21 protein-coding genes are annotated in these 22,959 nt (G+C 70.5%); 12 read left to right on the plus strand and 9 right to left on the minus strand.

Annotation, left to right across the window (positions count from 1 at the left end; translation table 11 throughout):
- Positions 1 to 2: 2 nt before the first annotated feature.
- Both ACIQLK_RS04460 and codB read right to left on the minus strand, forming a co-directional pair.
- A complete protein-coding gene (locus tag ACIQLK_RS04460; RefSeq protein ID WP_400363093.1) occupies positions 3 to 1,538 on the minus strand; it encodes an amidohydrolase family protein in 1,536 nt (511 codons plus the stop codon).
- Positions 1,535 to 2,878, minus strand: coding sequence for a cytosine permease (gene codB / locus ACIQLK_RS04465; RefSeq protein ID WP_400363094.1), 1,344 nt, complete (start codon positions 2,876 to 2,878; stop codon positions 1,535 to 1,537). The genes ACIQLK_RS04460 and codB overlap by 4 nt, the downstream gene beginning before the upstream one ends.
- Before the next feature lie 172 nt (positions 2,879 to 3,050).
- Here codB and ACIQLK_RS04470 point away from each other — a divergent pair, with 172 nt between their 5' ends.
- On the plus strand, positions 3,051 to 4,136 hold the full coding sequence (locus ACIQLK_RS04470; RefSeq protein WP_400363095.1) for a PucR family transcriptional regulator ligand-binding domain-containing protein: 1,086 nt from the start codon (positions 3,051 to 3,053) through the stop codon (positions 4,134 to 4,136).
- A 3-nt stretch (positions 4,137 to 4,139) separates the two neighbouring features.
- Here ACIQLK_RS04470 and ACIQLK_RS04475 read toward each other — a convergent pair whose 3' ends face one another.
- Entirely contained in the window at positions 4,140 to 4,799 is a 660-nt protein-coding gene (locus ACIQLK_RS04475; protein ID WP_400363096.1) for an alpha/beta hydrolase, read from the minus strand.
- 83 nt (positions 4,800 to 4,882) lie between these two features.
- On the opposite strand from ACIQLK_RS04475, the gene ACIQLK_RS04480 reads away from it, so the two are divergent.
- Complete coding sequence (locus ACIQLK_RS04480; RefSeq protein WP_400363097.1) at positions 4,883 to 5,509, plus strand: NUDIX hydrolase family protein; 627 nt, start codon at positions 4,883 to 4,885, stop codon at positions 5,507 to 5,509.
- Positions 5,510 to 5,526: 17 nt separating this feature from the next.
- Here the strand turns inward: ACIQLK_RS04480 and ACIQLK_RS04485 are convergent, their stop codons facing one another.
- Positions 5,527 to 6,594 (minus strand): threonine aldolase family protein, encoded by a 1,068-nt coding sequence (locus ACIQLK_RS04485; protein WP_400363098.1) that lies wholly within the window; start codon positions 6,592 to 6,594, stop codon positions 5,527 to 5,529.
- A gap of 65 nt (positions 6,595 to 6,659) precedes the next feature.
- On the opposite strand from ACIQLK_RS04485, the gene ACIQLK_RS04490 reads away from it, so the two are divergent.
- Positions 6,660 to 8,087, plus strand: coding sequence for an MFS transporter (locus ACIQLK_RS04490; protein ID WP_400363099.1), 1,428 nt, complete (start codon positions 6,660 to 6,662; stop codon positions 8,085 to 8,087).
- Between the two features lie 69 nt (positions 8,088 to 8,156).
- Here the strand turns inward: ACIQLK_RS04490 and ACIQLK_RS04495 are convergent, their stop codons facing one another.
- Positions 8,157 to 9,566 (minus strand): DUF6421 family protein, encoded by a 1,410-nt coding sequence (locus ACIQLK_RS04495; RefSeq protein ID WP_400363100.1) that lies wholly within the window; start codon positions 9,564 to 9,566, stop codon positions 8,157 to 8,159.
- Between the two features lie 118 nt (positions 9,567 to 9,684).
- On the opposite strand from ACIQLK_RS04495, the gene ACIQLK_RS04500 reads away from it, so the two are divergent.
- The 6 genes from ACIQLK_RS04500 to ACIQLK_RS04525 all read left to right on the plus strand — a co-directional run bounded on the left by ACIQLK_RS04500 (position 9,685) and on the right by ACIQLK_RS04525 (position 15,352).
- Positions 9,685 to 10,143 (plus strand): Lrp/AsnC family transcriptional regulator, encoded by a 459-nt coding sequence (locus ACIQLK_RS04500; RefSeq protein ID WP_083199544.1) that lies wholly within the window; start codon positions 9,685 to 9,687, stop codon positions 10,141 to 10,143.
- Positions 10,144 to 10,206: 63 nt separating this feature from the next.
- A complete protein-coding gene (locus ACIQLK_RS04505; RefSeq protein ID WP_400363101.1) occupies positions 10,207 to 11,148 on the plus strand; it encodes a diacylglycerol/lipid kinase family protein in 942 nt (313 codons plus the stop codon).
- A 55-nt stretch (positions 11,149 to 11,203) separates the two neighbouring features.
- Positions 11,204 to 12,400 carry a sensor histidine kinase gene (locus ACIQLK_RS04510; protein ID WP_400363102.1) on the plus strand — a complete coding sequence of 399 codons (1,197 nt, stop codon included), beginning with the start codon at positions 11,204 to 11,206 and terminating at the stop codon, positions 12,398 to 12,400.
- The gene (locus tag ACIQLK_RS04515) at positions 12,397 to 13,038 is read left to right on the plus strand and encodes a response regulator (protein ID WP_400363103.1); all 642 of its coding nucleotides are present in this window, start codon (positions 12,397 to 12,399) and stop codon (positions 13,036 to 13,038) included. The genes ACIQLK_RS04510 and ACIQLK_RS04515 overlap by 4 nt, the downstream gene beginning before the upstream one ends.
- An 89-nt stretch (positions 13,039 to 13,127) precedes the next feature.
- Entirely contained in the window at positions 13,128 to 13,889 is a 762-nt protein-coding gene (locus tag ACIQLK_RS04520; RefSeq protein ID WP_400363104.1) for an ABC transporter ATP-binding protein, read from the plus strand.
- Entirely contained in the window at positions 13,886 to 15,352 is a 1,467-nt protein-coding gene (locus tag ACIQLK_RS04525; protein WP_400363105.1) for an FtsX-like permease family protein, read from the plus strand. Before ACIQLK_RS04520 ends, ACIQLK_RS04525 begins: the two co-directional genes overlap by 4 nt.
- A 52-nt stretch (positions 15,353 to 15,404) precedes the next feature.
- Here ACIQLK_RS04525 and ACIQLK_RS04530 read toward each other — a convergent pair whose 3' ends face one another.
- The gene (locus ACIQLK_RS04530; protein ID WP_400363106.1) at positions 15,405 to 15,911 is read right to left on the minus strand and encodes a hypothetical protein; all 507 of its coding nucleotides are present in this window, start codon (positions 15,909 to 15,911) and stop codon (positions 15,405 to 15,407) included.
- 91 nt (positions 15,912 to 16,002) lie between these two features.
- Here ACIQLK_RS04530 and ACIQLK_RS04535 point away from each other — a divergent pair, with 91 nt between their 5' ends.
- Together ACIQLK_RS04535 and ACIQLK_RS04540 are read left to right on the plus strand one after the other, a co-directional pair.
- Positions 16,003 to 18,462, plus strand: a complete 2,460-nt coding sequence (locus ACIQLK_RS04535; protein WP_400363107.1) for a glycoside hydrolase family 3 C-terminal domain-containing protein — start codon at positions 16,003 to 16,005, stop codon at positions 18,460 to 18,462.
- Complete coding sequence (locus ACIQLK_RS04540) at positions 18,459 to 19,118, plus strand: 2-phosphosulfolactate phosphatase (RefSeq protein WP_400363108.1); 660 nt, start codon at positions 18,459 to 18,461, stop codon at positions 19,116 to 19,118. Before ACIQLK_RS04535 ends, ACIQLK_RS04540 begins: the two co-directional genes overlap by 4 nt.
- Here the strand turns inward: ACIQLK_RS04540 and ACIQLK_RS04545 are convergent.
- The 3 genes from ACIQLK_RS04545 to ACIQLK_RS04555 form a co-directional block, all read right to left on the minus strand.
- Positions 19,105 to 19,593, minus strand: a complete 489-nt coding sequence (locus ACIQLK_RS04545; protein WP_400363109.1) for a SprT-like domain-containing protein — start codon at positions 19,591 to 19,593, stop codon at positions 19,105 to 19,107. The genes ACIQLK_RS04540 and ACIQLK_RS04545 overlap by 14 nt on opposite strands.
- A gap of 43 nt (positions 19,594 to 19,636) precedes the next feature.
- Entirely contained in the window at positions 19,637 to 20,164 is a 528-nt protein-coding gene (locus ACIQLK_RS04550) for a hypothetical protein (RefSeq protein ID WP_400363110.1), read from the minus strand.
- 88 nt (positions 20,165 to 20,252) lie between these two features.
- A complete protein-coding gene (locus tag ACIQLK_RS04555; RefSeq protein ID WP_400363111.1) occupies positions 20,253 to 21,116 on the minus strand; it encodes a spermidine synthase in 864 nt (287 codons plus the stop codon).
- 148 nt (positions 21,117 to 21,264) lie between these two features.
- On the opposite strand from ACIQLK_RS04555, the gene ACIQLK_RS04560 reads away from it, so the two are divergent.
- Positions 21,265 to 22,935 (plus strand): ABC transporter substrate-binding protein, encoded by a 1,671-nt coding sequence (locus tag ACIQLK_RS04560; RefSeq protein ID WP_400363112.1) that lies wholly within the window; start codon positions 21,265 to 21,267, stop codon positions 22,933 to 22,935.
- The last annotated feature ends 24 nt before the right edge of the window (positions 22,936 to 22,959 follow it).

The following is a 22,959-nucleotide window of genomic DNA, read 5'->3' on the forward strand; positions in this document are numbered from 1 at the left end:
GGTCACACGGTCTGGCGCACCCAGGTCCGCTCGTCGCCCGTCCACCTGTTGACCGCGGTCGAGCGACCGGCTGCCTTTTCGTACATCCGCGAGAAGGCCGGCGCGAAAGCGTCATTCACGCGGTCGAGGCGATCCTGTTCCTCCCGGATGCCGGGCATCTCGGAGCGGAATGCGGCGATGACGGCGTCCTCGTCGATGAGTGTGAGGCGGCCGTCCCGCACGGTGGTGACCCCGTCCACCATCACGCGGACGATGGAGGATCCGTTCTCGCTGTAGACGAGGTGGTTCTCGAGCTTGTTCGTCGGGAGGAAGGCGAGCGTCTCGGTGTCGAACATCACGAGGTCCGCACGCTTGCCGACCTCGATCGAGCCGACGGACCGGTCGAGGACGGCGCTCCGTGCGCCGCCGATCGTCGCCGCGCGGAGCACCTCATCGACGGTCGACCAGCGTGCGATGTCGGGCTCGGTCACCTTGTGCAGCAGGGCCGCGGTCTTCATCACCTCCATGAGGCGCGGGGTGTCGCTCGACGAGCACCCGTCGGTGCCCAGGCCGAGGTTGACGCCGGCGTCGTGGTATTTCCGCCACGGCAGCACCCCGGAGCCGAGCTTCAGATTCGAGATCGCGTTGTGCGAGACGGACGTCCCGCGCCGCGCGATGCGCTCGATATCCTCGTCGGTCACCCAGATGCCGTGCGCGAAGGTCGTCCGCTCGCTCATCGCGCCGATCCCGTCGAGGTGCTCGACGAGGGTCTGCCCGCCGTAGAGCTCGTCGCCCGTCACGGCCTGGGTCTTCGTCTCGAGGACGTGGATGTGCACCTCGGCGTCGAACTCCGCCGCCAACCGGGTGGCGCCGACGAGGAGATCGTCCGTGCATCGCTGCGGACCGGAGGGGGCCAGCATGTATCGGATCCGTCCGCCGGCGGTCGCATGGTGACGTTCGAACGCGGTCCGCGAGTAGTCGAGGTACTCGTCCGCCGACAGCACGGGCTGCGCCCGCACCCGCCGGACCAGGTCGTCGGGCAGCCAGTCCGTCACGAAGGGGAGCGTGTCGACGAAGGGGCGGTTGATGACGTGCCCCGACACGTTGGCCCGGATGCCGATGCTCTCGTAGGCTCCCGCGACGGCCGCGAGCTGGTCGAGGTCCTGCCCCGGGGTCTCGAGCACGTCGTCGACGAGGGTCGTGACGCCGTTCTTCATCGACTCCATCGCGAACATGAGAGTCCGCAGGCGCACGATGTCGGGGCTGGTAGGCGTCCCGCCCAGGATCGGATAGGCGTAGAGCATCCAGAGCTCGAGGGGCATGTTGTCGTAACGGCCCTTGTAGAGGTACTCCCACGAGTGGGTGTGGGCGTTCACGAATCCGGGTGTGACCAGGAGGCCCGCGGCATCGATCAGCTCGTCCCCGGGACGCGGCTCGAGCTCGATGCCGATCTCGGTGAAGACGCCGTCCTCGATCCGCAGGTCGCGCGTCACGGGGGTGGATGCGGTCGCGAGGTCCATCGTGATCACCTGGGCGCCGCGGATGAGGGTGCCGGTCATGCGCCGACCTCGCTCGCGGCGGGAACGGATGCCTCGTCGGTGCGCCCGGCATCCGTCGGCGTGTTCGCGGAGCGACGCGCGAGGACATGGCAGACGGGCGCGGCGATGATCGCCACGATGATCCCCTGGACGGCGGGGCTGCCGATGCCCGTGAATGCGCCGAACGCGGCGGCCGCCGTGCCGAGCAGGTACGCGATGACGCCGGGCCAGATGAACGCGCTGACGCGGGTCACGTCGGTGCCGGGGTCGCGGCGGCGCCAGACGAAGAGGTAGGTGCCGATGATGACGCCGCCGAGGGGCGGGATGACGGTGCCGAGGGTGACGAGGAACCCCGTCAGCGCATTCGCGACACCGGTGACGGCGAGGGCGATGCCGACGATCACGCCGATCACGATGAACGGCCGCTTGTCGTTTCGGTTCGCCAACTCGGCACCGGCGACGCCGAAGGCGTAAGCGGTGTTGTCGTTCGTGGTCCAGAGATTGAAGGTCAGCAGCAGCACACCCATGACCGCGAGCCCCATGGTGAACAGCAGGGCGGTGAAGTCGGATTCCCCGAAGGCGATGGCGCCGATCCCGCCGAAGACGAGCATGGCCGTCTCGATGACGAGCAGCACACCGAGGCAGATGAGGAACGCCGTACGCGGGCTCTTCGCGAACCGGGTCCAGTTGCCCACCTGGGTGCCGCCCGAGATGAATGTGCCGATCATCATCGTGAGAGCCAGGCCCGGCGAGAGCGAGCCGTCCCCGCTCGTCGCGAACATCGAGGTCCACCCGCCGACCTCGTCAACGGAGACGACGGTGATCCAGATGCAGAGCGCGAACATGAGGGGGACGGAGACCCACGACAGGATCTCGATGCCTTTGAAGCCCCAGTAGGCGGTGGTCGCCATCAGCACGCCGCCGAGGATCGCGAGCGGCCACGAGACGTCCCATCCCATCGCTGAGGCGAGGAGGTCGGCGAAGATCCCGACCGTGATGCCGTACCAGCCGACCTGGGTGCCGCCGAGGACGATCGAGGCCCACTTGCCCCCCACGCGGCCGAGCGCCAAGCGGGCGAGGAGGACCGTCGAGAGTCCCGTCGCGGCGCTGGTGGCGCCCAGCGTGGCGATGTAGAGGGCGAGCACCACCGAGGCGACGGCGGCGAGGCCGACGAAGGCGGCGAAACCGAACGCACCGGCGACCTGGCCGCCGGTGACCATCGTGGGGGTGAAGAAGATGAAGCCAGCGACGACGACGAGGATGGCGAACCAGCCCTGCCGGGCGCTCTGGGGGACGCGGCCGAGCGGGTAGTCGCGGTCGACGCGCGCCGGGGCGGCGGATGCCGCTGTGGTCGAGGTCATGAGCACTCCTTTCCGAGTGGTCACATCGAACGCGCCGCATGTTTCGGCGCCGTTGCGCAGCCTCGAAGAGTGGACCCCATGACAGGGCGGCGCGGCCGTCGGTGTGGCAATCTCCACCTGCCCGAAATCACCGTGTCATCACAGGGAAACGGGCCGGTCGTAGCGTGACGGCGTGCCCACCGTCGACCCGCGCCTCGCGTCCGCTGACGTCGACGTCCTGCGGGTGTCCGACCTCATCCACTGGGGGGAGCCGCGCGTGGACCTCGTCGGCGAGCCCGTGGGGTTGGACCGAACGGTCCGGTGGGGACTGCCGACCGATCTGCTCGACCCCTCGCCGTACCTGCGCGGCGGCGAGCTCGTGCTGACGTCGGGGATCTCGATGCGGGATGCCGCGTCGCAGCGCGCGTTCGTCACGTCGGTGCGGCGCACTCGCCCCGCTGCCATCGGGTACGCCCTCGGTGTCGTGGAGTCCACCGTCCCCACGGCTCTTGTCGCGGCGGCCAACGCGGCGGGGCTCGCGGTGCTCTCCGTGCCGCCCGACGTCCCTTTTCTCGAGATCACCCGACGGATCGCGCATGAGCAGCAGCGTCACGATGCCGAGGAACTCGCCCGTGAATCCGTGGGGGCCATCTTCGACATGGTCCGACGTGGCCACGCCAGCTCGATCGTCCTTCGGGAGCCGCTCGAGGCGGCGGTGGGCGAGGTGCCCGGGGTCTGGGTCCTCGCCGCACGGGGACGCGTCCTGCGTCCCGGAGGGCGGTCTCTCGTCGGCACGACCGGCGGGCACTCGATCGCGATCGTTCCGGCGACCCAGCCGGGTCCGCCCCCGGGGGATCTTCTCGGCGGCGACGTCGGTTGGAGCGGACCCGTCGAGCCCGGCGCGCTCGCCGGCGCGCTCCGGGAAGCGGTGGCTGCGGCATCCCTCGCGTCCCGACACGGTGCGCCGCGCGGTCCGAAGGATCTCGCGACGTGGGACGGGCTGATCGAACGACTCACGCCCGAGCAGCTCGCACCGTTTCGGGACCGGTTGCTCGCTCCCGTCGTCGATTACGACGCCCGCCACCGAACGGATCTCGTCGAGACTCTGGAGCGTCTCTGCCACCACGACGGCTCGGTGCAGTCGACCGCCCAGGAACTCTTCGTCCACGTGAACACCGTGCGCAAGCGGGTCGGTCGCATCGAGTCGCTGACAGGCCTGAGCCCGCTCGAGACGCGGGGTCGCGCGGCTTTTCTCGTCGCCCTCGCGGCACGAGGTTGAGTCTCAGCCCTTCGACCCGGTCAGCTGCTTCTCGAGGAACACACGTACGTCGCCGAGTTCCTCGGTCGAGACGCTGTGCGCGAGATCCGGGTAGACGCGCCCGCTCAGGTCGACGTGGCTCGGCAGCCACTGCGCGGTGTGCTCGACGAAGCGGGGCGGGATCACCTCGTCGCGCGCGCCGCGTCCCCAGAACACCGGCGGACGCACGTCGGCGAGCTCGGCGTCCCCGTCCGCGGGTTCGGGGAACGCATAGCCGGCGAGGTTCACAGCGAAGGCGGCGCCCTGCGGCCGCGTCCGCAGCATCTGGAGGGCGATGACCGCGCCCTGCGAGAAGCCGAGAAGACCGACGGATGCCGCGCCTTTCCGGACGTCGTCCACCCACTCCCAGACCGCCTCGGTCGATGCCACGACTTCGCCGTGGTCGCGGCTCTCGACGCCGTCGATCGTGAACCACGAGTACCCGGGCATCGGGAAGCGCGGCGCGAGCGGCGCGCGGACCGCTGCCACGACGAACTCCTCGGGAAGGTGCGGAACGAGGCCGAAGAGGTCGGCCTCGTTCGATCCGTAGCCGTGCAGCAGCACCAGCAGCGGACGGTCGCCCCGCTCCTCGGCGGGTGCGGACCACAGGACGGCGTCGGGATCGAGCGGAGAGGCGGCCACCATGCGTCCATCCTGCCCCAGCCCTCGGACGCGGGCGAGGGGCCGCGGGCGGGGCACCCCGGCATCGGCTCGGGTATACATGAGGCATGGCCGTCCGCACTCCCGACCCCGACCCGAACGAGCAGGGCGACGAGGGCGCCTCGCGAGATCCGCTCCGGGGGCTGGGGTCGTCGATGGGCCGTCCCGGCTCCGCGGGCAACCCTGCCTGGCTGAGCGACGTCGAGCTCGCCGAGGCGCGGCGCCGCCTGCCGATGCTGTACGTCGAGGCCGTGCCGGTGCGCCTCGACGGCATGGGTGCGGTGACCGAGGTCGGCATCCTGCTGCGGGCGACGCCGATGGGTGAGATCTCCCGCACGATCGTGTCCGGTCGCGTGCGCTACGGCGAGACCGTCCGCGATGCGCTGTTCCGTCATCTCGAGAACGACCTCGGGCCGATGGCCTTCCCGCTGCTGCCGCCGCAGCCGGCGCCCTTCACCGTTGCGGAGTACTTCCCGATCCCCGGTGTCAGCGCGTTCCACGACGACCGGCAGCACGCGGTCTCGCTCGCGTTCGTCGTGCCCGTGACGGGGACCTGCGAACCGCGTCAGGACGCCCTCGAGGTCACCTGGATGTCGCCCGAGGAGGCCTCCTCCGACGCCCTCGCCGCCGAGATGGAGGGCGGCCGCTCGACACTCGTGCGCCAGGCCCTCGCCTCGGTCGGCGCGCTGCGCTGAGCCGGCGCGGCTCCGCGTCAGTCGTGCGTGAGGCGCGAGAGCGCCGCGACGAACGCGTCCACGTCGGACTCGGTCGTGTCGAACGAGCACATCCAGCGCACTTCGTTCTTCGAGGCATCCCAGTCGTAGAAGCGGAACGACTCGCGCAGGCGGTCGGCGACGCCGTCGGGCAGGGTCGCGAACACGCCGTTGGCCTGCGTCGGCTGGCTGAAGCCCACGCCTGAGATCGACCCGTCCGCGAGCCCCGACTCGATGGCCGCGCGCAGTCGCGCAGCCATGGCGTTCGCGTGGCGGGCGTTGCGGAGGTACAGATCGCCCTCGTACAGCGCGACGAGCTGCGCCGAGACGAAGCGCATCTTCGACGAGAGCTGCATGTTGAGCTTGCGGAGGTAGGGCAGTCCCTGGGATGCCGCCGGGTCGAGCACGACGATCGCCTCGGCCGCGAGCGCGCCGTTCTTCGTGCCTCCGGCGCTCACGAGGTCGACACCGGCATCCTTCGTGAAGGACCGGATCGGCAGGTCGAGGGCCGCGGCGGCGTTCGACAGGCGCGCGCCGTCGAGGTGCAGCCGCATGCCGCGCGAGTGGGCGTGGTCGGCGAGGGCACGGATCTCGTCGGGCGTGTAGAGCGTGCCGAGCTCGGTCGACTGCGTGATCGAGACGACGAGCGGCTGCGCGCGGTGCTCGTCGCCCCAGCCCCACGCCTCCATGTCGACGAGCTCGGGCGTCAGCTTGCCGTCGTCGGTCGGCACGTTCAGGATCTTGATGCCCGCGACCTTCTCGGGAGCGCCGCCCTCGTCGACGTTGATGTGGGCGGTGGATGCCGCGACCACCGCGCCCCAGCGGGGGAGCATCGACTGCAGGCCGGTTACGTTCGCGCCGGTGCCGTTGAAGACGGGGAACGCCTGTGCATCCTCGCCGAAGTGGCGTGCGAACACCTCCTGAAGGCGTGCGGTGTACACGTCCTCGCCGTAGGCGATCTGGTGGCCGTCGTTGGCGGCCGCGATGGCCGCGAGCACCTCGGGGTGCACCCCGGAGTAGTTGTCGCTGGCGAAGGAACGGATCGTCGGGTCGTGGAGCGTCGTCACCCCCTAAGCCTAGGTCGCGCGCGGCCCCTCTTTCCCGTGTCGGAGCCCGGCGATACCCTCGCCGCATGAGTGGAGCGACACCGTCGTCGCGCACCGTTCCTCCGGGCGGGATGCGCACGTTCCTGCATGTCCTGGTGAACACGGCCGTCGCGAACGTGACGACGAGCTTCCTGTGGTTCGCCCTCACCTTCTGGGTGTACCTCGAGACGAAGTCGGTCCTCGCGACGGGCATCATCGGCGGCGCCTACATGCTGCTGCTGGCGGTCTTCGGCATGGTCTTCGGCACGCTCGTCGACCGCTTCCGCAAGCACGCCGTCATGGTGTTCTCCGGGGTCTTCACGCTCGCGGCCTTCCTCGCGGCCGGAGCGATCTACGTGTCGCAGCCGGAGTCCGCGATCCTCGACCTCGGCGGGCCGTGGTTCTGGCTCTTCTCCGGCATCGTCCTGACCGGCGCCGTCGTCGAGAACCTGCGCAACATCGCCCTGTCGACGACGGTCACCCTCCTCGTGCCGACCGAGCGTCACGCGAACGCCAACGGGCTGGTGGGCACGGTGCAGGGCATCGCCTTCATCGTGACGAGCGCGCTCTCGGGCCTCGCCATCGGGCTCGTCGGCATGGGGTGGACGCTCGCCGTCGCGATCGCCTTCACCGCCGTGCCGCTCGTCCATCTGCTGTTCGTGCGGATCCCCGAGGACGCGCCGACCCCCGATCCCGGGTCGAAGATCCTCGACATCCGAGGGGCGGCGGCGGCGATCCGAGCCGTCCCGGGCCTTTTCGCGCTCATCCTCTTCTCGACGTTCAACAACCTCATCGGCGGGCTGTACATGGCGCTGATGGATCCGTACGGCCTGGAACTGTTCGACGTCAAGATGTGGGGCGTCGTCCTCGCGGTGACGGCCACGGGCTTCCTCATCGGAGGCGGCATCGTCGCCGCGAAGGGCCTGGGCAAGAACCCCATCCGTACGCTGTTGCTCGCGGTCGCGGTCATGGGCCTCCTCGGTGCCGTCTTCACGCTGCGGGAGTGGTGGTGGCTCTACGCCGTTGGCATCTGGGCGTACATGACGCTCGTGCCCGTCATCGAGTCCGCGGAGCAGACGGTCATCCAGAGGGTCGTCCCCTTCGAGCGGCAGGGTCGGGTCTTCGGCGCGGCGACGGCTCTCGAGGTCTCCACCGGTCCGATCACGTCGTTCGCGATCGCCCCGATCGCCGAGTTCTGGGTCATCCCGTACCTCCGCACCGAGGAGGGGGAGCGGACGTGGTCGTGGCTGCTCGGCGAGGGCGAGATGCGCGGTATCGCTCTGATCTTCCTCGTCGGTGGTCTCATCATGGTCGCGGCAGCGCTCGCCGCGTTCCTCACGCGGGCGTACCGCACGCTCTCGGACGAGTACCGCGAGGCACCGCAGGCGAGCGAAGCGGATGCCGCTGTGCCGGACCCGGCCCCCGGCATCCCCTCGTCGTCGCGCGAAGCGGCAGGAGGTGTCGCCGGCGACTGACACCGCGGCGGACGCAGCTTCGGCGCCTGAGTCCCCCAGAACCCCAGGCGCCGAAGTGGCGTTCCGACGTCAGGCGTCGGAGGCGCGGATGCCGGCTACGCCGGCGATGACGGGACGCATCTTCTTCTCGAGCGCCTCGAAGAACATCGACAGCGGGAACTCGTCGTCGAGGACCGCGTCGGTGTATCCCTTGGGCGGGCCGGCGAGGATCTCGTCGGACAGCCCGCGGGCCCACTGCGACGCGGGGTGCGGCGTCACGGTCGTGCGCACGAGGTCGTACGCGGCGAGCCAGTGCGCGACCTTGGGGCGGTCGATCGACTCCCAATAGAGACGGTCGATCGCGTCGCTCAAGGCGATGACGGCGTCGGCGACGCGGTCCCATTCGAATGCGAGCGACGTGTCGGTCCAGTGCAGCACGCCGCGCTGGTGCAGCCAGGCGAACAGCAGCTGACCGCCCAGCCCGTCGTAGTTGCGGACGCGGGTGCCGGTGATCGCGAAGCGGAAGATGCGGTCGAAGAGCACCGCGTACTGCACGAGGCCGGCATGCTCGAGCATCTCGCCCTCGGCATCCGTCAGCGACACCTTCGCCGACAGGTCCTTCTCGATCGCCACGCACTCGCGGAACGCGGTGAGGTCGCAGCGGAGCTCCTCGAGCGAGTAGAGGAAGAACGGCATCCGCTGCTTGATCATGAACGGGTCGAACGGCAGATCGCCCCGCATGTGCGTCCGATCGTGGATGAGGTCCCACATGACGAACGTCTTCTCGGCCAGGCGCTGGTCGTCGAGCAGACGCGCGGCGTCCTCGGGCAGGTCGAGACGGGTGATCTCGGATGCCGCGCGCACGACGCGGCGGTAGCGTGCGGCCTCGCGGTCCTGGAAGATCGCGCCCCACGTGAAGGTCGGCACCTCGCGCATCGCGACCGTCTCGGGGAAGAGGACGGCCGAGTTGGTGTCGTATCCCGGCGTGAAGTCGAGCAGGCGGAACGACACGAACAGCCGGTTCGTGTAGGTCTGCTCGAGCTCTGCGATGAATTCCGGCCAGATGGTCTCGACGAGGACGGCCTCGACCTTGCGGTCGCGTGTGCCGTTCTGCGTGTACATCGGGAACACGACGAGGTGCCGCAGGCCGTCGACGCGGTTCTCCTGCGGCTGGAACGCCATGAGCGAGTCGAGGAAGTCCGGCACGCCGAAGCCCCCCGAGACCCAGCGATCGAAGTCGGCGACGCTCGCCTCGAGGTACGCGGCATCGTGCGGGAACGCGGGCGACAGGGCGCGGATGCCGGCGGTGATCGTCTCGACGTGCTCGCGCGCGGCCTCGTGGTCGGCCGTGTCGGGCACCGAGCCGTCACTGGCCTGCAGGTCCTGCAGGGCGGTCGCGGCATCCCGCAGCATCGCCCAGGCAGCGGAAGTCTCGGCCCGGCGGGCGTCTTCGACGACCTCGGGCATTCCGATGATCGTCGATGTGGTGACGGTGCTCATGGTGGACCTCCTATCGGTTCCTCACGGTCTCCTCGCGACAACGCGGGAAGATTTCCTGTCATTTCAGCGTAAGGCCGTAAGGATATCGTGTGCAACCTGCCTGCGGTAGCGTCGGAGCGTGCCCGCAGACGAGACCGACCCCGCCGATTCCGCGATCATCGCCGCGCTGTCGAGCAACGCGCGGGCGACGCTCGCGGAGCTGTCGGCCGTTGCGGGCCTGTCCGTCTCGGCCACGCAGGCGCGCGTCCGACGGCTCGAGGCGAGGGGGCTGATCGCCGGGTACCGCGCCGTCATCGATCCGGAGGTGGCCGGCAAGCCGCTCGCGGCGTTCGTCGAGATCACCCCCCTCGATCCCGGCCAGCCCGACAACGCCCCCGAACTCATCGCGCACCTCGACGAGATCGAGGCATGCCACTCGATCGCGGGTGATGCGGCCTACATGCTGTTCGTGCGCGTCGCGACGCCCCGCGACCTCGAGCGGCTCATCCGCGACATCCGTTCCGCCGCATCGGTCAACACCCGCACGACCGTCGTGCTGCAGACCTTCTTCGAGCACCGCCCGATCTCGCCCGCCTGACCGCCCGCGGCCGAGGGGTGTCAAGGGGCGGCGCGCCCCGCCCGCCCTGCGTAGCGTGGAGGCATGAGCGACACCCCCATCGGCCGCGAGGTTCTCGTCGTCGCCAACGGTCGGTCTGGCGCCTCGCTGGGACGGCCCGACCGGGTTCCCGACGTGCGCCGGCGGATGCCGGGGGCCACCGTCCACGAACTCGCCGAGACCGAGACCCTCGACGACGTCGTGGCCGACGCGATGGCCGGGGAGGACCCGCCGAGCGTGCTGGCGATCCTCGGCGGTGACGGGTCCGTCTCGCGTGCGGCGCATCTCGCCCGGCGGCACGACCTCACGCTGCTCGTCCTGCCTCACGGCACCTTCAACCACTTCGCACGATCGGCCGGCATCCCCGACGTCGATGCCGGCCTCGACGCCTACGCGGCGGCGAACATCCGGCCCGTCGCGGTCGCCGAGGCGACGGTGAACGACGCGGAGCCCATCACCGTGCTCAATGCCGTGTCGCTCGGCGCCTACCCCGAGTTCCTCGCCGAGCGCGAGCGGCGTACGAGCCTCGGCAAGTGGTGGGGCGGTGCCGTCGCCGCGTGGCGCGAGATGCACGACGCCCATGCCGTCGACATCGTGAGAAACGGCAGGCGCGCCTCGGTCTGGTCGGTGTTCGCCGGTGTCGGGCGCAACGATCCCGACCGCATCGCCACGATGCAGCGTGCGACACTCGGCGACCCGATCATCGACGTCCGCGTGCACCACGCGCGGGGAACGCGGGCGCGGGCCATCGCGTCGCTCGCCTTCGGCGAGAGGACCATCACCGTCCTCCGGGCGCTCCGCGTCATGCCCCCGGCATCCGACATCGAACGCATCCTCGACGACGACTTCGAGATCCACGTCCGCGCCGGCAGCGCCCCCGACATCTGGGTCCACGACGGCGAGCTCGAGGAGGTGGGTCAGGACGGCTTCCGATTGCGGGTCCGCGCGATCCCGGACGGACTGCGGGTCTACCTTCCTGCGGGCTGAGGGATACATCCCGAGACGGATGCCTCGCCGCGCCGTGACCGCGTAGCGTTCAAGGGTGTTCCGCTCGCTCCGCCCCTATCAGGTCGCCGTCGACGCGGCCTTGGCGGTGCTGTTCGCGCTGGTATCGCTGCCGTACGAGCTGACGACCCGCGTCGACGGCTACGGCATCGGCGCCTGGGGAGCGATCCCGGTCATCCTGCTCCTCTCCACCGCACTCGGGATCCGCCGATTCTCGCCAGGTCTTGCGCTCGCGGTGGCGTGGGGCGGAGCGATCGTGCAGATGGGGCTCGGGCGCGGCCCGGGTTTCGCCGACATCGCGATCTTCGCGGTCCTTTACGCGACGGCGGCTTACGGCACGCGCCTGGTGTTCTGGCTGGGGCTCGCCTCCGTCGTCGTCGGATCCGGAACCATCACGGTCTACCTGTTCCGGTGGGCGTTCCTGGGGAGCGGTTCCCTCTCCGATGTCCCGACGCTGATCTTCGTCCTGCTGGCGGCGCTGTTCGCCCTCGGACTCTCGTGGACCGCCGGTGCGCTCGTCCGGACGGCGATGCGCGCCCGTGCCAACCGTGCCGCGCAGGCGCGCGCCGAGGAGCAGACGGTCGCCGAGCAGGAGCGCACCCGCATCGCCCGCGACATGCACGACATCGTCGCGCACTCGCTCGCGGTGATCATCGCCCAGTCCGACGGGGCGCGGTACGCCGCGGCATCCGACCCCGAGGCGCAGGCGGCGGCGCTCGGCACCATCTCGTCCACCGCGCGCTCGGCGCTCTCGGACGTCCGCCTGCTCCTCACTCAGTTGCGCCACTCGCAGGCCGAGGGGCCGCAGCCGACCCTCGCCGACCTGGAACAGCTCTACGCCCAGGTGCGCGCGGCGGGCGTCGAACTCCGCGTGGACGTCGACCCCGCTCCGCGCGGCGAGGTCGCGGCATCCGTGCAGCTCTCGGTCTACCGCATCCTGCAGGAAGCCCTCACGAACGCGCTCCGTCACGGCACCCCCGCGGGCGTCGACGTCTCGCTGGAGTGGCACCCGGATCGTGTCGATCTGCACGTCCGAAACGACATCGCCCCCGTCCCGGAGGGTGCCGAGCGACGCGGCGGCGGTCACGGCCTGATCGGCATGCGCGAGCGCGCGCAGCTGATCGGCGGCCGATTGGATGCCGCTGCCGCGGACGGCGTCTTCACCGTCGAGGCGTCGCTGCCGACCGGCTCCGCGTCCGAGAATCCCGACCCCCTCGAGAGGAGCGCTCGGTGAGCGTCATCCGCGTCGTCCTCGTCGACGACCAGGCCCTGTTCCGCGCCGGCATCCGGATGGTGGTCGCCTCGCAACCGGACCTCGAGGTCGTCGGCGAGGCCTCCGACGGAGCACAGGCGATCGAGGTGGTCCGTCAGACGCGCCCCGACGTCGTCCTCATGGACATCCGGATGCCGGTGATGGACGGGCTCGCCGCGACCGAGGCCCTGCTCGCCGACGCCGATCCGCCGAAGGTCGTCATGCTGACGACCTTCGACCTCGACGAGGCCGCCGCCCGTGCGATCCAACGCGGCGCCAGCGGGTTCCTGCTGAAGGACGCCGACCCCGAATTCCTGCTCGCCGCGATCCGCACGGTGCACGCGGGATCGTCGGTCATCGCGGCGGCCGCGACGCGGGAGCTCTTCGCGCAGCTGAACGAGCCCGTCCGTGCCGTCCCGCCGGCGTTCGGCGAGCTCACCGAACGCGAGCGCGAGATCTTCGCGCTCGCCGCGCGCGGGCTCTCGAACGCCGAGATCGCGGCGCGCGAGTTCTTATCGGAGGCGACCGTGAAGACGCACGTCTCGCGCATCCTCGCGAAGCTCGCTCTCCGCGACCGGGTGCAGCTGGTCGTCTTCGCGTTCGAGCACGGGCTCGCCTGATCGGCGCACGCGGGATCATCCTCCCGATGTAGTCGGGCGAGACGAGCGACCGACGCGGCGTCCCGGGGGTCGTCCGTAGCGTCGGAGACATGCAGATCACGACCACCGAGATGGGCCTCGCCGCCCGCGTCCAGAACCTCACCAAGACCTACGGCGGCGGCGAGAACGCCGTCCGCGCGCTCGACGACGTCACCGTCGGCATCCGTCGTGGCGAGTTCACCGCCATCATGGGACCGTCGGGCTCGGGCAAGTCGACGCTCATGCACATCATGGCGGGCCTCGACGCGCCCGCCTCCGGCTCGGTCTGGATCGGCGACACCGAGATCACCGGGCTCTCCGATGTCGAGCTCACCATCCTGCGCCGCCGCCGCGTCGGCTTCGTCTTCCAGTCCTTCAACCTGGTCCCGACCCTCGACGCGATCGGCAACATCACGCTGCCCTTCGACCTCGACGGACGCCGCCCCACGTCGCAGGAGAAGGCTCGGATCGACGGCCTCGTCGCGACCCTCGGCCTGGGGCCGCGGCTCGGGCACCGCCCGCACCAGCTGTCTGGCGGCCAGCAGCAGCGCGTCGCCATCGCCCGCGCCCTCGCGACCGCGCCCGACCTCGTCTTCGCCGACGAACCCACCGGCAACCTCGACTCCCGGTCGGGCCGTGAAGTCCTGTCACTCCTCGCCGCCGCCAGCCGCGAGCACGGTCAGTCGATCGCCATGGTCACCCACGATCCCGTCGCCGCCTCGTACGCCGACCGTGTCCTGTTCCTCGGCGACGGTCGCATCGTCGCCGACAAGCCCCGTCAGACCGCCGAGCAGATCTCCGCTCACATGCTCAGCACGGAGGTGACCGCGTGACCGCCCTCGCTCCGTCGGTCGTGGACACCATCGTCCCCGAGGCTGCCCGCACGCCCCGGCTCGCGTGGCTGCGTGAGCGCGGCATGGGCGCGACGATCCTCGTCTCGGCCATCTCGACGGCGTTCGGCGTCGTCCTGCTCTCGGCGACCGGGTACCTCGCCGTCGCGCTGGGGTCCAATCCGGACTACGGGTCGTCCGACACGATGATCTTCGTGCTCGCGCTGCTGAGCGGCATCCTGCTCGGCGTCGCCGTCTACGTCGCCGCGATCGTCACCGCCAACACCTTCTCCACGATCATCGCGGGGCGCACCCGCCGCATCGCCCTCATGCGTCTCATCGGCGCGACCGCGCGGTCGCAGCGCAGCGAGGTCGCGACGCAGGGGCTCGTCGTGGGCGCGATCGGCGCGGTCATCGGACTCGTGCTGTCCACGATCGGGATGGTCGTGGCCGTCCCCTTGCTGAACCGCGCCCTCGAGATCACCTCCGACTGGTCGCCTGTGCAGCCCGTGCTGCTCGTGCCCGCCGCCGCCGTCGCCCTGACCACGTGGATCGCCGCCTGGTCGGGGTCGCGCCGGGTGCTCGCCGTCACGCCGCTCGAGGCGCTCGGCGGCTCGGTCGAGCGCTCGCGCGAGGAGATCGCCGCGAAGCGCGGCCGGCGGGCGGGTGGCGTCGTCCTCGGGGCGATCGGAGTCGCACTCCTGGTCGGGGGCCTGCTCCTCGGCCTGCTGCACCCCCTCGGCGTGCTCGTCGCGTTCTTCGGCGGTCTCTTCTCCTTCACGGCCGTGTCCATCAGTGCGGTGTCGATCATGCCGCCGCTCCTGAAGGCGACCGGGCGACTGTTCGGGAAGTCCGTGACCGCGCGCCTGGCCGCGCAGAACGCGGTCCGCTACCCCGAGCGTTCGAGCCGCATGGCGATCGGCGTGGTCATGGGTGTCGCGCTCGTCGTGATGTTCGCCGTCGCTGCGGAGTCGGCCAAGTCCCTCGTGGCGGCGTCCGCGGGTGGGGTACCCGACGCCGGCTTCAACGAGATGATGGACGTGTTCTCGACGGTCATGATGTGCCTCGTCGCCGTGAGCGCCGTGATCGCCGCCGTCGGCCTCGTGAACCTCCTCACGATCGGCGTCGTGCAGCGCAAGCGGGAGCTCGGTCTGCTGCGGGCCCTGGGTCTCACCTCCGCGCAGATCCGCCGGATGGTCCTCATCGAGGCGGCGCACGTCACCGTCACGGCGCTGCTGTTCGGTCTGACGCTCGGCGTCCTCTACGGCTGGGTCGCGGCCCAGTCGCTCCTCGGATCCGTCGCGATGCCGCCGCTGTGGATGTCGCCGACCTTCGTCGCCCCCGCGATCCCGCTGCTGCCGGTCGCGATCGTGATCGTCGCGACCGCGGCGCTGACCCTCACGGCAGCGGTCGCGCCGACGCGGATCGCGACGCGTACCGCGCCCGTCGAGGCGCTCTCGGAGTGACGCCCTGCCGCCCCCTCCCGCCCTCGATGGGTGCGGTGGGGGCATCCGTTCGTCAGTCGGTCTCGGCGGCAGGCGGGTCGTAGGACCACGTGGGTGCGAGTGCGTGCAGGCGGAGCCCCCGGTATTGCCACGCGGCCCACAGTGCGGGCCACAGCGGCAAGGCCGCGGGGCCGCCGATCGTCAGGCGGTCCCGCCAGAGCGTCTTCGTCCGATCGCCCGGCAGGGGGCTCACCGCCATCTGGTGGTCCCAGACGTCGAGAGCGGCCAGAGCGCCGGTGAGTGGGATGCCGCTGTCCCGGAAGATCCGTACCGGGCCGTTCGCGTCCTCGGTGTACCGGTCGCTCGCGTGGATGAGCTGCTGGCCGGCGGGGATCACGCCGAGAGCACGGATCTCGACCGGCACGTCGGTCCCGGGCTCGAACGTGGTCGGGAGTTCGCCGGCCATCGGCGCCATGGCGAGCAGCGGCCCGTAGAGCTCGGTGACGGCGCGGGGCGAGTGCAGGGCCCGCCAGGCGGCATCCGCGGTGCAGTCGAGTTCGAGCTTCAGGAGGATCCGCATCGGACCACTCTCGCATTCCGCGGCGGCACTCGATACGTTGGGAGCGCTCCCATTCTCTCGGCGTCATCGTCGACCCTCCGGAAAGACCGCTATGCCTCTCGAACCCGCCATCGAATCCGGCGACCGCTCGCACACCCTCGCCCCCGTCGAGTCGGTCGCGCAGATCTCCTCGATGCTGCTCGACACCGATCCGACCCTCGACCCGGCGCTCGCCGAGGCGGCTCGGGTCGCGGCCACCGAGGGAGTGGTCCTGCTCACGAACGACGGGACGCTCCCGCTGGGCGAGCGCGCCGTCGCCGTCTTCGGGCGCGTGCAGATCGACTGGTTCGCTGTCGGCTACGGCTCCGGCGGCGACGTGAAGGTCCCCTACATCTGGAATCTGCTCGCGGGCCTGCGCGACGCGGGCATCCGCGTCGACGACGAGCTGGCGACGCAGTACTCCACGTGGTGCGCTGCGAACCGTCCCTCCTTCGCCGCGACGTGGGGCGAATGGCCGCACCACTTCCCCGAGATGACGATCGACGACGCGGACGTCGCCGCCGCGGCATCCCGTGCCGACACCGCCGTCGTCGCCATCGGACGCGCCGCGGGTGAGGCGCGCGACAGCATCCTCGAAGCCGGCAGCTACTACCTCACAGCAGACGAGCGGACGCTGCTCGACTCGGTGACCTCGCACTTCGCCCGCACCGTCGTGGTGATCGACGCGGGCAACGTCATGGACCTGTCCTGGGTCGTCGACTACGGCGACCGGATCGGCGCCGTGCTGTTCGCGTGGCAGGGCGGGATGGAGGGTGCGCGCGCCGTGGCCGACGTGCTGGCGGGCGAGTCGGCCCCGAGCGGCAAACTCACCGACACGATCGCCCTGAGCTACGAGGACTACCCGAGCGCGCCGAACTTCGGCGACCTCCACGTCAACGTGTACGCCGAGGACGTCTTCGTCGGCTACCGCTACTTCGAGACCTTCGCTCCCGACCGTGTGCTCTTCCCCTTCGGACACGGCCTCTCGTACACGACGTTCGACCTCGTCTCCGAGGCGACGACGGATGCCGAGACGATCCGGCTCGAGGTCGTCGTGACCAACACCGGCGACCGCGCCGGCAAGGAGGTCGTGCAGGTTTACACGGGCGCTCCCGACGGCGCCCTCGGCAAGCCCGCTCGCCATCTCGCGGCGTTCGCCAAGACCGGTCTCCTCGCCCCCGGCGAGAGTGAGACCGTGCGGCTCGAGGTCCGCCTCGACGAGCTCGCCTCGTACGACGACGGCGGCGCGACCGGCACCCGGAGCGCCTGGGTCCTGGAAGCGGGCGAGTACCCCGTGTACATCGGGACGGACGTCCGCTCGGCGTCGCGCGTCGCCGCCTTCGAGGTGCCCGAGACGCGCGTCGTCCGCACCGCCACCGAGGTGGCGGCCCCCGTCCACGCGTTCGAGCGCCTCACCGTTGCCCGCGATGCAGACGGCTCCGCCGTCGTCTCGCACGAGCCGGTCCCGACCCGCACCGTCTCCCGGGCGGAGCGCATCCTCGGCGCGCTGCCGTCCGAGATTCGGCAGACCGGGGACCGCGGCATCGACCTGGCCGACGTCGCTCGCGGCGCGGCATCCCTCGACGACTTCGTCGCTCAGCTCACCGACGAGGAGCTCTCGCTCCTCGCCCGCGGCGACGTGACGATGGACAGCCCGCTGGGCGCGCCCGGCAACGCCGGCGTACTCGGCGGGGTCTCGGAGTCGCTCCGCGCGAGGGGCGTGTCGCCCGTCACGACGACGGACGGACCCAGCGGCATCCGTCTCTCGGCGTACGCGTCGCTGCTTCCCTCGGGGACGGCGCTCGCCTCGACCTGGAATACGGCCCTCATCGAGGAGCTCGCCGCGCTCCACGGCGAGGAGATGCTGCGGAAGGGGTCCGACGTCCTGCTGAGCCCGGGCATGAACATCCACCGCGACCCGCTGTGCGGGCGGAACTTCGAGTACTTCAGCGAGGACCCGGTCGTGACGGGGCGGATCGCCGCAGCCGTCGTGCGCGGGGTGCAGAGCACGGGACTCTCGGCCTGCCCCAAGCACTTCGCCGCGAACAATCAGGAGACCAACCGCACGCGGAACGACTCGCGTGTCTCCGAGCGGGCTCTGCGCGAGATCTACCTGCGCGGGTTCGAGATCTGCGTCCGCGAGGCGGCACCCCGCACGATCATGACGTCGTACAACCAGATCAACGGCGTGTGGGCGCACTACCACGACGACCTCGCGACGGTCGTCCTGCGCGACGAGTGGGGCTACGAGGGCGTCGTCATCACCGACTGGTGGATCGAGAACGCCGTCGATCCCGACTTCCCCGCCCTCGAGGACAACGCCTACCGCGTCCGTGCGCAGGTCGACGTCCTCATGCCCGGCGGTGTGAAACGGGATGCCGCGCCCCAGGCGCAGGCCGACACGACGATCCTCGACTCGCTCGCCCGAGAGGACGGGATCACGCGCGGCGAACTCCAGCGGACCGCACGGAACGTCCTCGGCCTCGTCATCTCGCTGAAGCCGGTCGTCGACGCTCGTACGCTGGAGGGATGACCGCGAGCCCGTTCGATCAGTCCCGCTACCAGCTGCGCTTCGACTGGGGGCGGGACGGGCTGACCCGGCTCGCGCCCGCGGACGTGATCGTCGTCGTCGATGTGCTGCGGTTCTCGTCGACGGTCTCGGCGCGCGTCGCCGCCGGTGAGACGGTGCCGCACGACGACGCCGCTCGTGCCGTGTCGCGTAACGGCGCTGCCGTCGCGTCGGCTGCGGTGGAAACGGGCGCGACCGTCTTCCTCGGAAGCCTCCGGAATGCGACCGCGGTCGCGCAGGCAGTCCTCGCCGAGCAGAACCGCCGCGCGGCGCGCACGAGCGTGAGCATTGTCGCCGCCGGCGAACTGGACGGACCGGGGGATGCCGCGGTCCTCCGCTTCTCCGTCGAGGACCAGCTCGGCGCCGGCGCGGTGTTCGCCGCTCTCGAGACGATCGGTCTCGACCACTCGTCGCCGGAGGCGGCAGCGGCATCCGAGGCGTTCCGTGGGCTTCGGTCCGCCGTCCGCCACCTCCTCACGGCGAGCGGCTCGGGCCAAGAGCTCCTCGACGCCGGCCGTCGCGACGAGGTGCTCGCCGCCGCGGTCCATGACGCGGACGAGACGGTTCCCGTCCTCCGTGACGGCGTGTGGCGCGCCTACGAGGCGATCAGCGCGGCGTGAGGGCCTCGCGTCGGGTGGCAGCGGTGATCTCGCGTCGCCGCCAGGTGATCAGGTAGCGCTCGTCGAACGTCGGCGCGCACCGCGCGCACGAGGTGGCCCGCGTCGCCGCGCGGTGCCGGTAGGCGACGTGACCGGCGGGGCACTCGCCGACCCACGGCGCGAGCTCCGTCGCCGTCTCGCCGCGGTGGGTGACGCCACCGGTGTATCCGAGTGATCGCGCGATGCGCTTCCACTCCGCGCCGTGCCCGGCGGCGGACCCGGCGATCGCGTGGGCGATCTCGTGCAGGATCGTCTGGCGGTTCGTCTCGGCGTCGTAGCGCGCGGCCAGGTATCGCGACAGCGTGATGCGCTTGCGCAGGTAGTCGCACGCACCGGCGCGGCGTTTGGCGTTGTCGAATGCGAAGCTCCACGAGTCGTCGAGAAGCTGCCGTAGCAGCGACTCCGCCTCGCGGCGTACGTCGATGAGGTCGCTCATGCCAGCACGATAGAACCCAGGTACGACACTCGGGTCGAAGGCCCTAGCCGGCGACCGTCGTGCTGTTGCGACGGCGGTCGACGGCGTCGATCGCGAGCAGCGTCGACTCGAGCTGATCTTCGGGAGCGCCTGCCTCCTGCCGCAGGAACAGCGCTTTCTTGAAGTCGGCGCGCGCCGCGGCGTCGTCGCCCGCGTCGAAGTGGACCTTGCCGCGGTGCTGGCACCCGAAGGCGGCGACCGCCGACCAGCCCTGGCCCTCGGCCTCCTCGACGCACGTGTTCAGCTCGTGGATCGCGGCGGCGTACGCGCCGCGGAACTGCTGCACGGTCGCGTGGAGCATCCGGGCACGCAGCAGATCCTTGCGGGTGCCGGCCATGCGGGCCACCCGCACCGACTCCTCCGAGACGACGAGCGCGTCGTCGAGGCGACCGAGGACCTTCAGGAGCCACACCTTCTCGAGCATCGCGGCGAGGCTCCGCTGCTCGCCGAGCTCGACGAGGCGAGCCTGGCATTCGTCGAGGTCGACGATCTCTCGGAGAGTCTCCGGGTCGTATCCCTTGATGAAGCCCACAGCTGTTCCTTCCGACCCTGCAACGTGTGCATCCAGTGTCGCCGCGGCTCGCCCGGAATGCGCTGAGGGCGCGCCGTGCGTCGTGGCCTCAGCGGTCGAAGACGGATGCCGCAGGTTTCGGCGACGGGGTGGAATCGGCATCCGTCATGATCCGCGCATCGCGCGCGAACGCCTCCAGTTCCGCACCGTGCGCGACCTTCGCCGGGTGGGGGCCCGCCGCCATCAGACGCGGGAGCCAGTCCATCGGCAGCTCGGAGGGAGACGCCGCGATGACGATGTTGCCGAACCGCCCGCTCTTGAGCGTCCGCACCTCGGCCAGGACGACGACGTGCTCGAGGACCGAGCGCACGGTCGCGACCTGCCGGCGGGCGAAGGCGAGCCCGCTGCCGTCGGCGATGTTGACCAGCAGGATGCCGGTCGGCGCGAGGAGTCCCGCAAGGATCCGGTAGTACTCGACGCTCGTGAGGTGCGCGGGCGTCTGTGCGCCGGCGAACACGTCCGAGACCACGAGGTCCACCTGGCCGACGATGCCCGCAGGCAGGCGCGCGGCGACGTCGCGCGCGTCGCCGATCCGGACGCGCAGCTGGCCGGTGCGCGGCAGCGGCAGGTGCTCCCGCACGAGGTCGACGAGGGCCTGCTCGAGCTCGATGACCTGCTGCCGCGACCCCGGTCGGGTGTGCTCGACGTAGCGGGGGAGGGTCATCGCGCCCGCGCCGAGGTGCACGGCGGTCAGAGGTTCCCCCGGCATCCCCATCTGGTCGATGACGGCCCCCATGCGGGCGACGTACTCGAAGTGGAGGTGCGACGGATCGTCGAGATCGACGTGCGACTGCGGGGTGGTCTCGACGACCAGCTCCCAGCCGCCGGCGAACCGGCCCGGGATGATGCGTGCCTGCCTCCCGTCGGACAGTCTGGCGACAGGCGGGTCGAGGGGGGCGCGGGAGCGGGCCATCCGACTACGGTAGCCCGCAGGAAGAAACACGATCGAGATACAGCTGTAACCGCTTACCGGCAGTGTGGACGGTAGCGTCAGCCGCATCCCTTCGGCAGCGCCGCCTCCCGCCGCGCCGCCGACGAGCCACATCGGAAGGTGCACAGCAATGCTCCCCATTTCCCGGAAGCGGGTGGTCGCGGGCGCCGCGGCCCTCGTCATCGGTGCGCTCGCGCTCAGCGCGTGCGCCAGTCAGCGAGGCGGCGACGACAACGCGGAAGGACCCGCCGACGTCGACGGCACGTTCGTCTTCGCGGCCTCGTCCGACCCCGCCAGCCTCGACCCCGCCTTCGCCCAGGACGGTGAGACGTTCCGCGTCTCGCGCCAGATCTTCGAGGGCCTCGTCGGCACCAAGCCCGGAACGGCCGACCCGGCTCCGCTCCTGGCGGAGTCGTGGGAGCCGTCGGACGACGGGCTGAGCTACACGTTCGCGCTCAAGAAGGACGTCACCTTCCAGGACGGCACCCCGTTCAACGCCGAGGCCGTCTGCGTCAACTTCGACCGTTGGTACAACTGGGAGGGCCTGGCAGCCAGCGAAGCGCTCGGCTACTACTACAACAAGCTCTTCAAGGGCTACGCGTCGAGCCCCGACTCGGCCGTGTACGACTCGTGCACGCCCGACGGCGACTCGTCCGTCACCATCGCTCTGAAGAAGCCGTTCGCCGGTTTCGTCGCAGCGTTGTCGCTGCCCGCCTTCGGGATGCAGTCGCCGAAGGCGCTCGAGGAGTACAAGGCGGACGAGGTCGGCGGCACCGCCGAGGCTCCGACCCTCAGCGAGTACGCCACCGGGCACCCGGTCGGCACCGGCCCCTACAAGTTCGACGAGTGGTCCCGGGGCGAGCAGGTCACGCTGAGCTCGTACGCCGACTACTGGGGCGACAAGGGCCAGATCGACAAGATCATCTTCCGCACGATCGACGACCCGACTGCTCGCCGCCAGGCGCTCGAGTCCGGCTCGATCGACGGCTACGACCTGGTCGGTCCCGCCGACACGGGCGCGCTCGACGAGGCCGGCTTCACGATGGTCTCGCGTCCGCCCTTCACGATCCTGTACCTCGCCTTCAACCAGGCGGTCAAGGAACTGCAGGACCCGAAGGTCCGCGAGGCGCTCTCGTACGCCGTCGACAAGGACGCCCTCATCTCGCAGGTCCTCCCCGAGGGCACCGAGAAGGCGACCCAGTTCATGCCGCCGAGCGTCAACGGCTGGAACGCCGACGTCACGACCTACGACTACGACCCCGAGAAGGCGAAGTCGCTCCTCGCCGAGGCCGGCTACACCGAGGCCAACCCGCTGAAGCTGACCTTCAACTACCCGGTCAACGTCTCGCGTCCCTACATGCCGGACCCCGAGCAGATCTTCACGGTGCTGTCGTCGCAGCTGAAGGCCGTCGGAGTCGAGGCCACGCCGAAGTCGAACGAGTGGGGCGAGTACCTCGACCTCATCACGGGCGGCACGGACCACGGCATCCACCTGCTGGGCTGGACCGGTGACTACAACGACACCGACAACTTCCTCGGCGTCTTCTTCGGTCAGAAGTCGGCTGAGTGGGGCTTCGACAACCCCCAGCTGTTCCAGGACCTCACCGACGCCCGTGGCGTCGCGGACCTCGACGAGCAGACGAAGCTCTACTCGGAGATCAACGAAGAGGTCGCGAAGTTCATCCCCGGCGTCCCGCTCGCCCACCCGGCTCCCACGCTGGCCTTCGACTCCCGCGTCGAGAGCTACCCGGCGAGCCCCGTGAACGATGAGGTGTTCAACCAGATCGTCCTCACGAAGTAAGCCGATCGAGGCGGCTCCGGCCGT

It is taken from the genome of Microbacterium sp. NPDC091382 (assembly GCF_044757025.1).
Lineage (GTDB): Bacteria > Actinomycetota > Actinomycetes > Actinomycetales > Microbacteriaceae > Microbacterium.

What these genes read in the sequence shown, in the direction of transcription:
- ACIQLK_RS04535 (WP_400363107.1), top strand. Translation starts at nt 16,003, where the DNA reads ATGCCTCTCGAACCCGCCATCGAATCCGGCGACCGCTCGCACACCCTC.
- ACIQLK_RS04495 (WP_400363100.1), bottom strand. Translation starts at nt 9,566, where the DNA reads ATGAGCACCGTCACCACATCGACGATCATCGGAATGCCCGAGGTCGTC.
- ACIQLK_RS04480 (WP_400363097.1), top strand. Translation starts at nt 4,883, where the DNA reads ATGGCCGTCCGCACTCCCGACCCCGACCCGAACGAGCAGGGCGACGAG.
- ACIQLK_RS04540 (WP_400363108.1), top strand. Translation starts at nt 18,459, where the DNA reads ATGACCGCGAGCCCGTTCGATCAGTCCCGCTACCAGCTGCGCTTCGAC.
- ACIQLK_RS04460 (WP_400363093.1), bottom strand. Translation starts at nt 1,538, where the DNA reads ATGACCGGCACCCTCATCCGCGGCGCCCAGGTGATCACGATGGACCTC.
- ACIQLK_RS04520 (WP_400363104.1), top strand. Translation starts at nt 13,128, where the DNA reads ATGCAGATCACGACCACCGAGATGGGCCTCGCCGCCCGCGTCCAGAAC.
- ACIQLK_RS04560 (WP_400363112.1), top strand. Translation starts at nt 21,265, where the DNA reads ATGCTCCCCATTTCCCGGAAGCGGGTGGTCGCGGGCGCCGCGGCCCTC.
- ACIQLK_RS04505 (WP_400363101.1), top strand. Translation starts at nt 10,207, where the DNA reads ATGAGCGACACCCCCATCGGCCGCGAGGTTCTCGTCGTCGCCAACGGT.
- codB (WP_400363094.1), bottom strand. Translation starts at nt 2,878, where the DNA reads ATGACCTCGACCACAGCGGCATCCGCCGCCCCGGCGCGCGTCGACCGC.
- ACIQLK_RS04475 (WP_400363096.1), bottom strand. Translation starts at nt 4,799, where the DNA reads ATGGTGGCCGCCTCTCCGCTCGATCCCGACGCCGTCCTGTGGTCCGCA.
- ACIQLK_RS04490 (WP_400363099.1), top strand. Translation starts at nt 6,660, where the DNA reads ATGAGTGGAGCGACACCGTCGTCGCGCACCGTTCCTCCGGGCGGGATG.
- ACIQLK_RS04545 (WP_400363109.1), bottom strand. Translation starts at nt 19,593, where the DNA reads ATGAGCGACCTCATCGACGTACGCCGCGAGGCGGAGTCGCTGCTACGG.
- ACIQLK_RS04555 (WP_400363111.1), bottom strand. Translation starts at nt 21,116, where the DNA reads ATGGCCCGCTCCCGCGCCCCCCTCGACCCGCCTGTCGCCAGACTGTCC.
- ACIQLK_RS04530 (WP_400363106.1), bottom strand. Translation starts at nt 15,911, where the DNA reads ATGCGGATCCTCCTGAAGCTCGAACTCGACTGCACCGCGGATGCCGCC.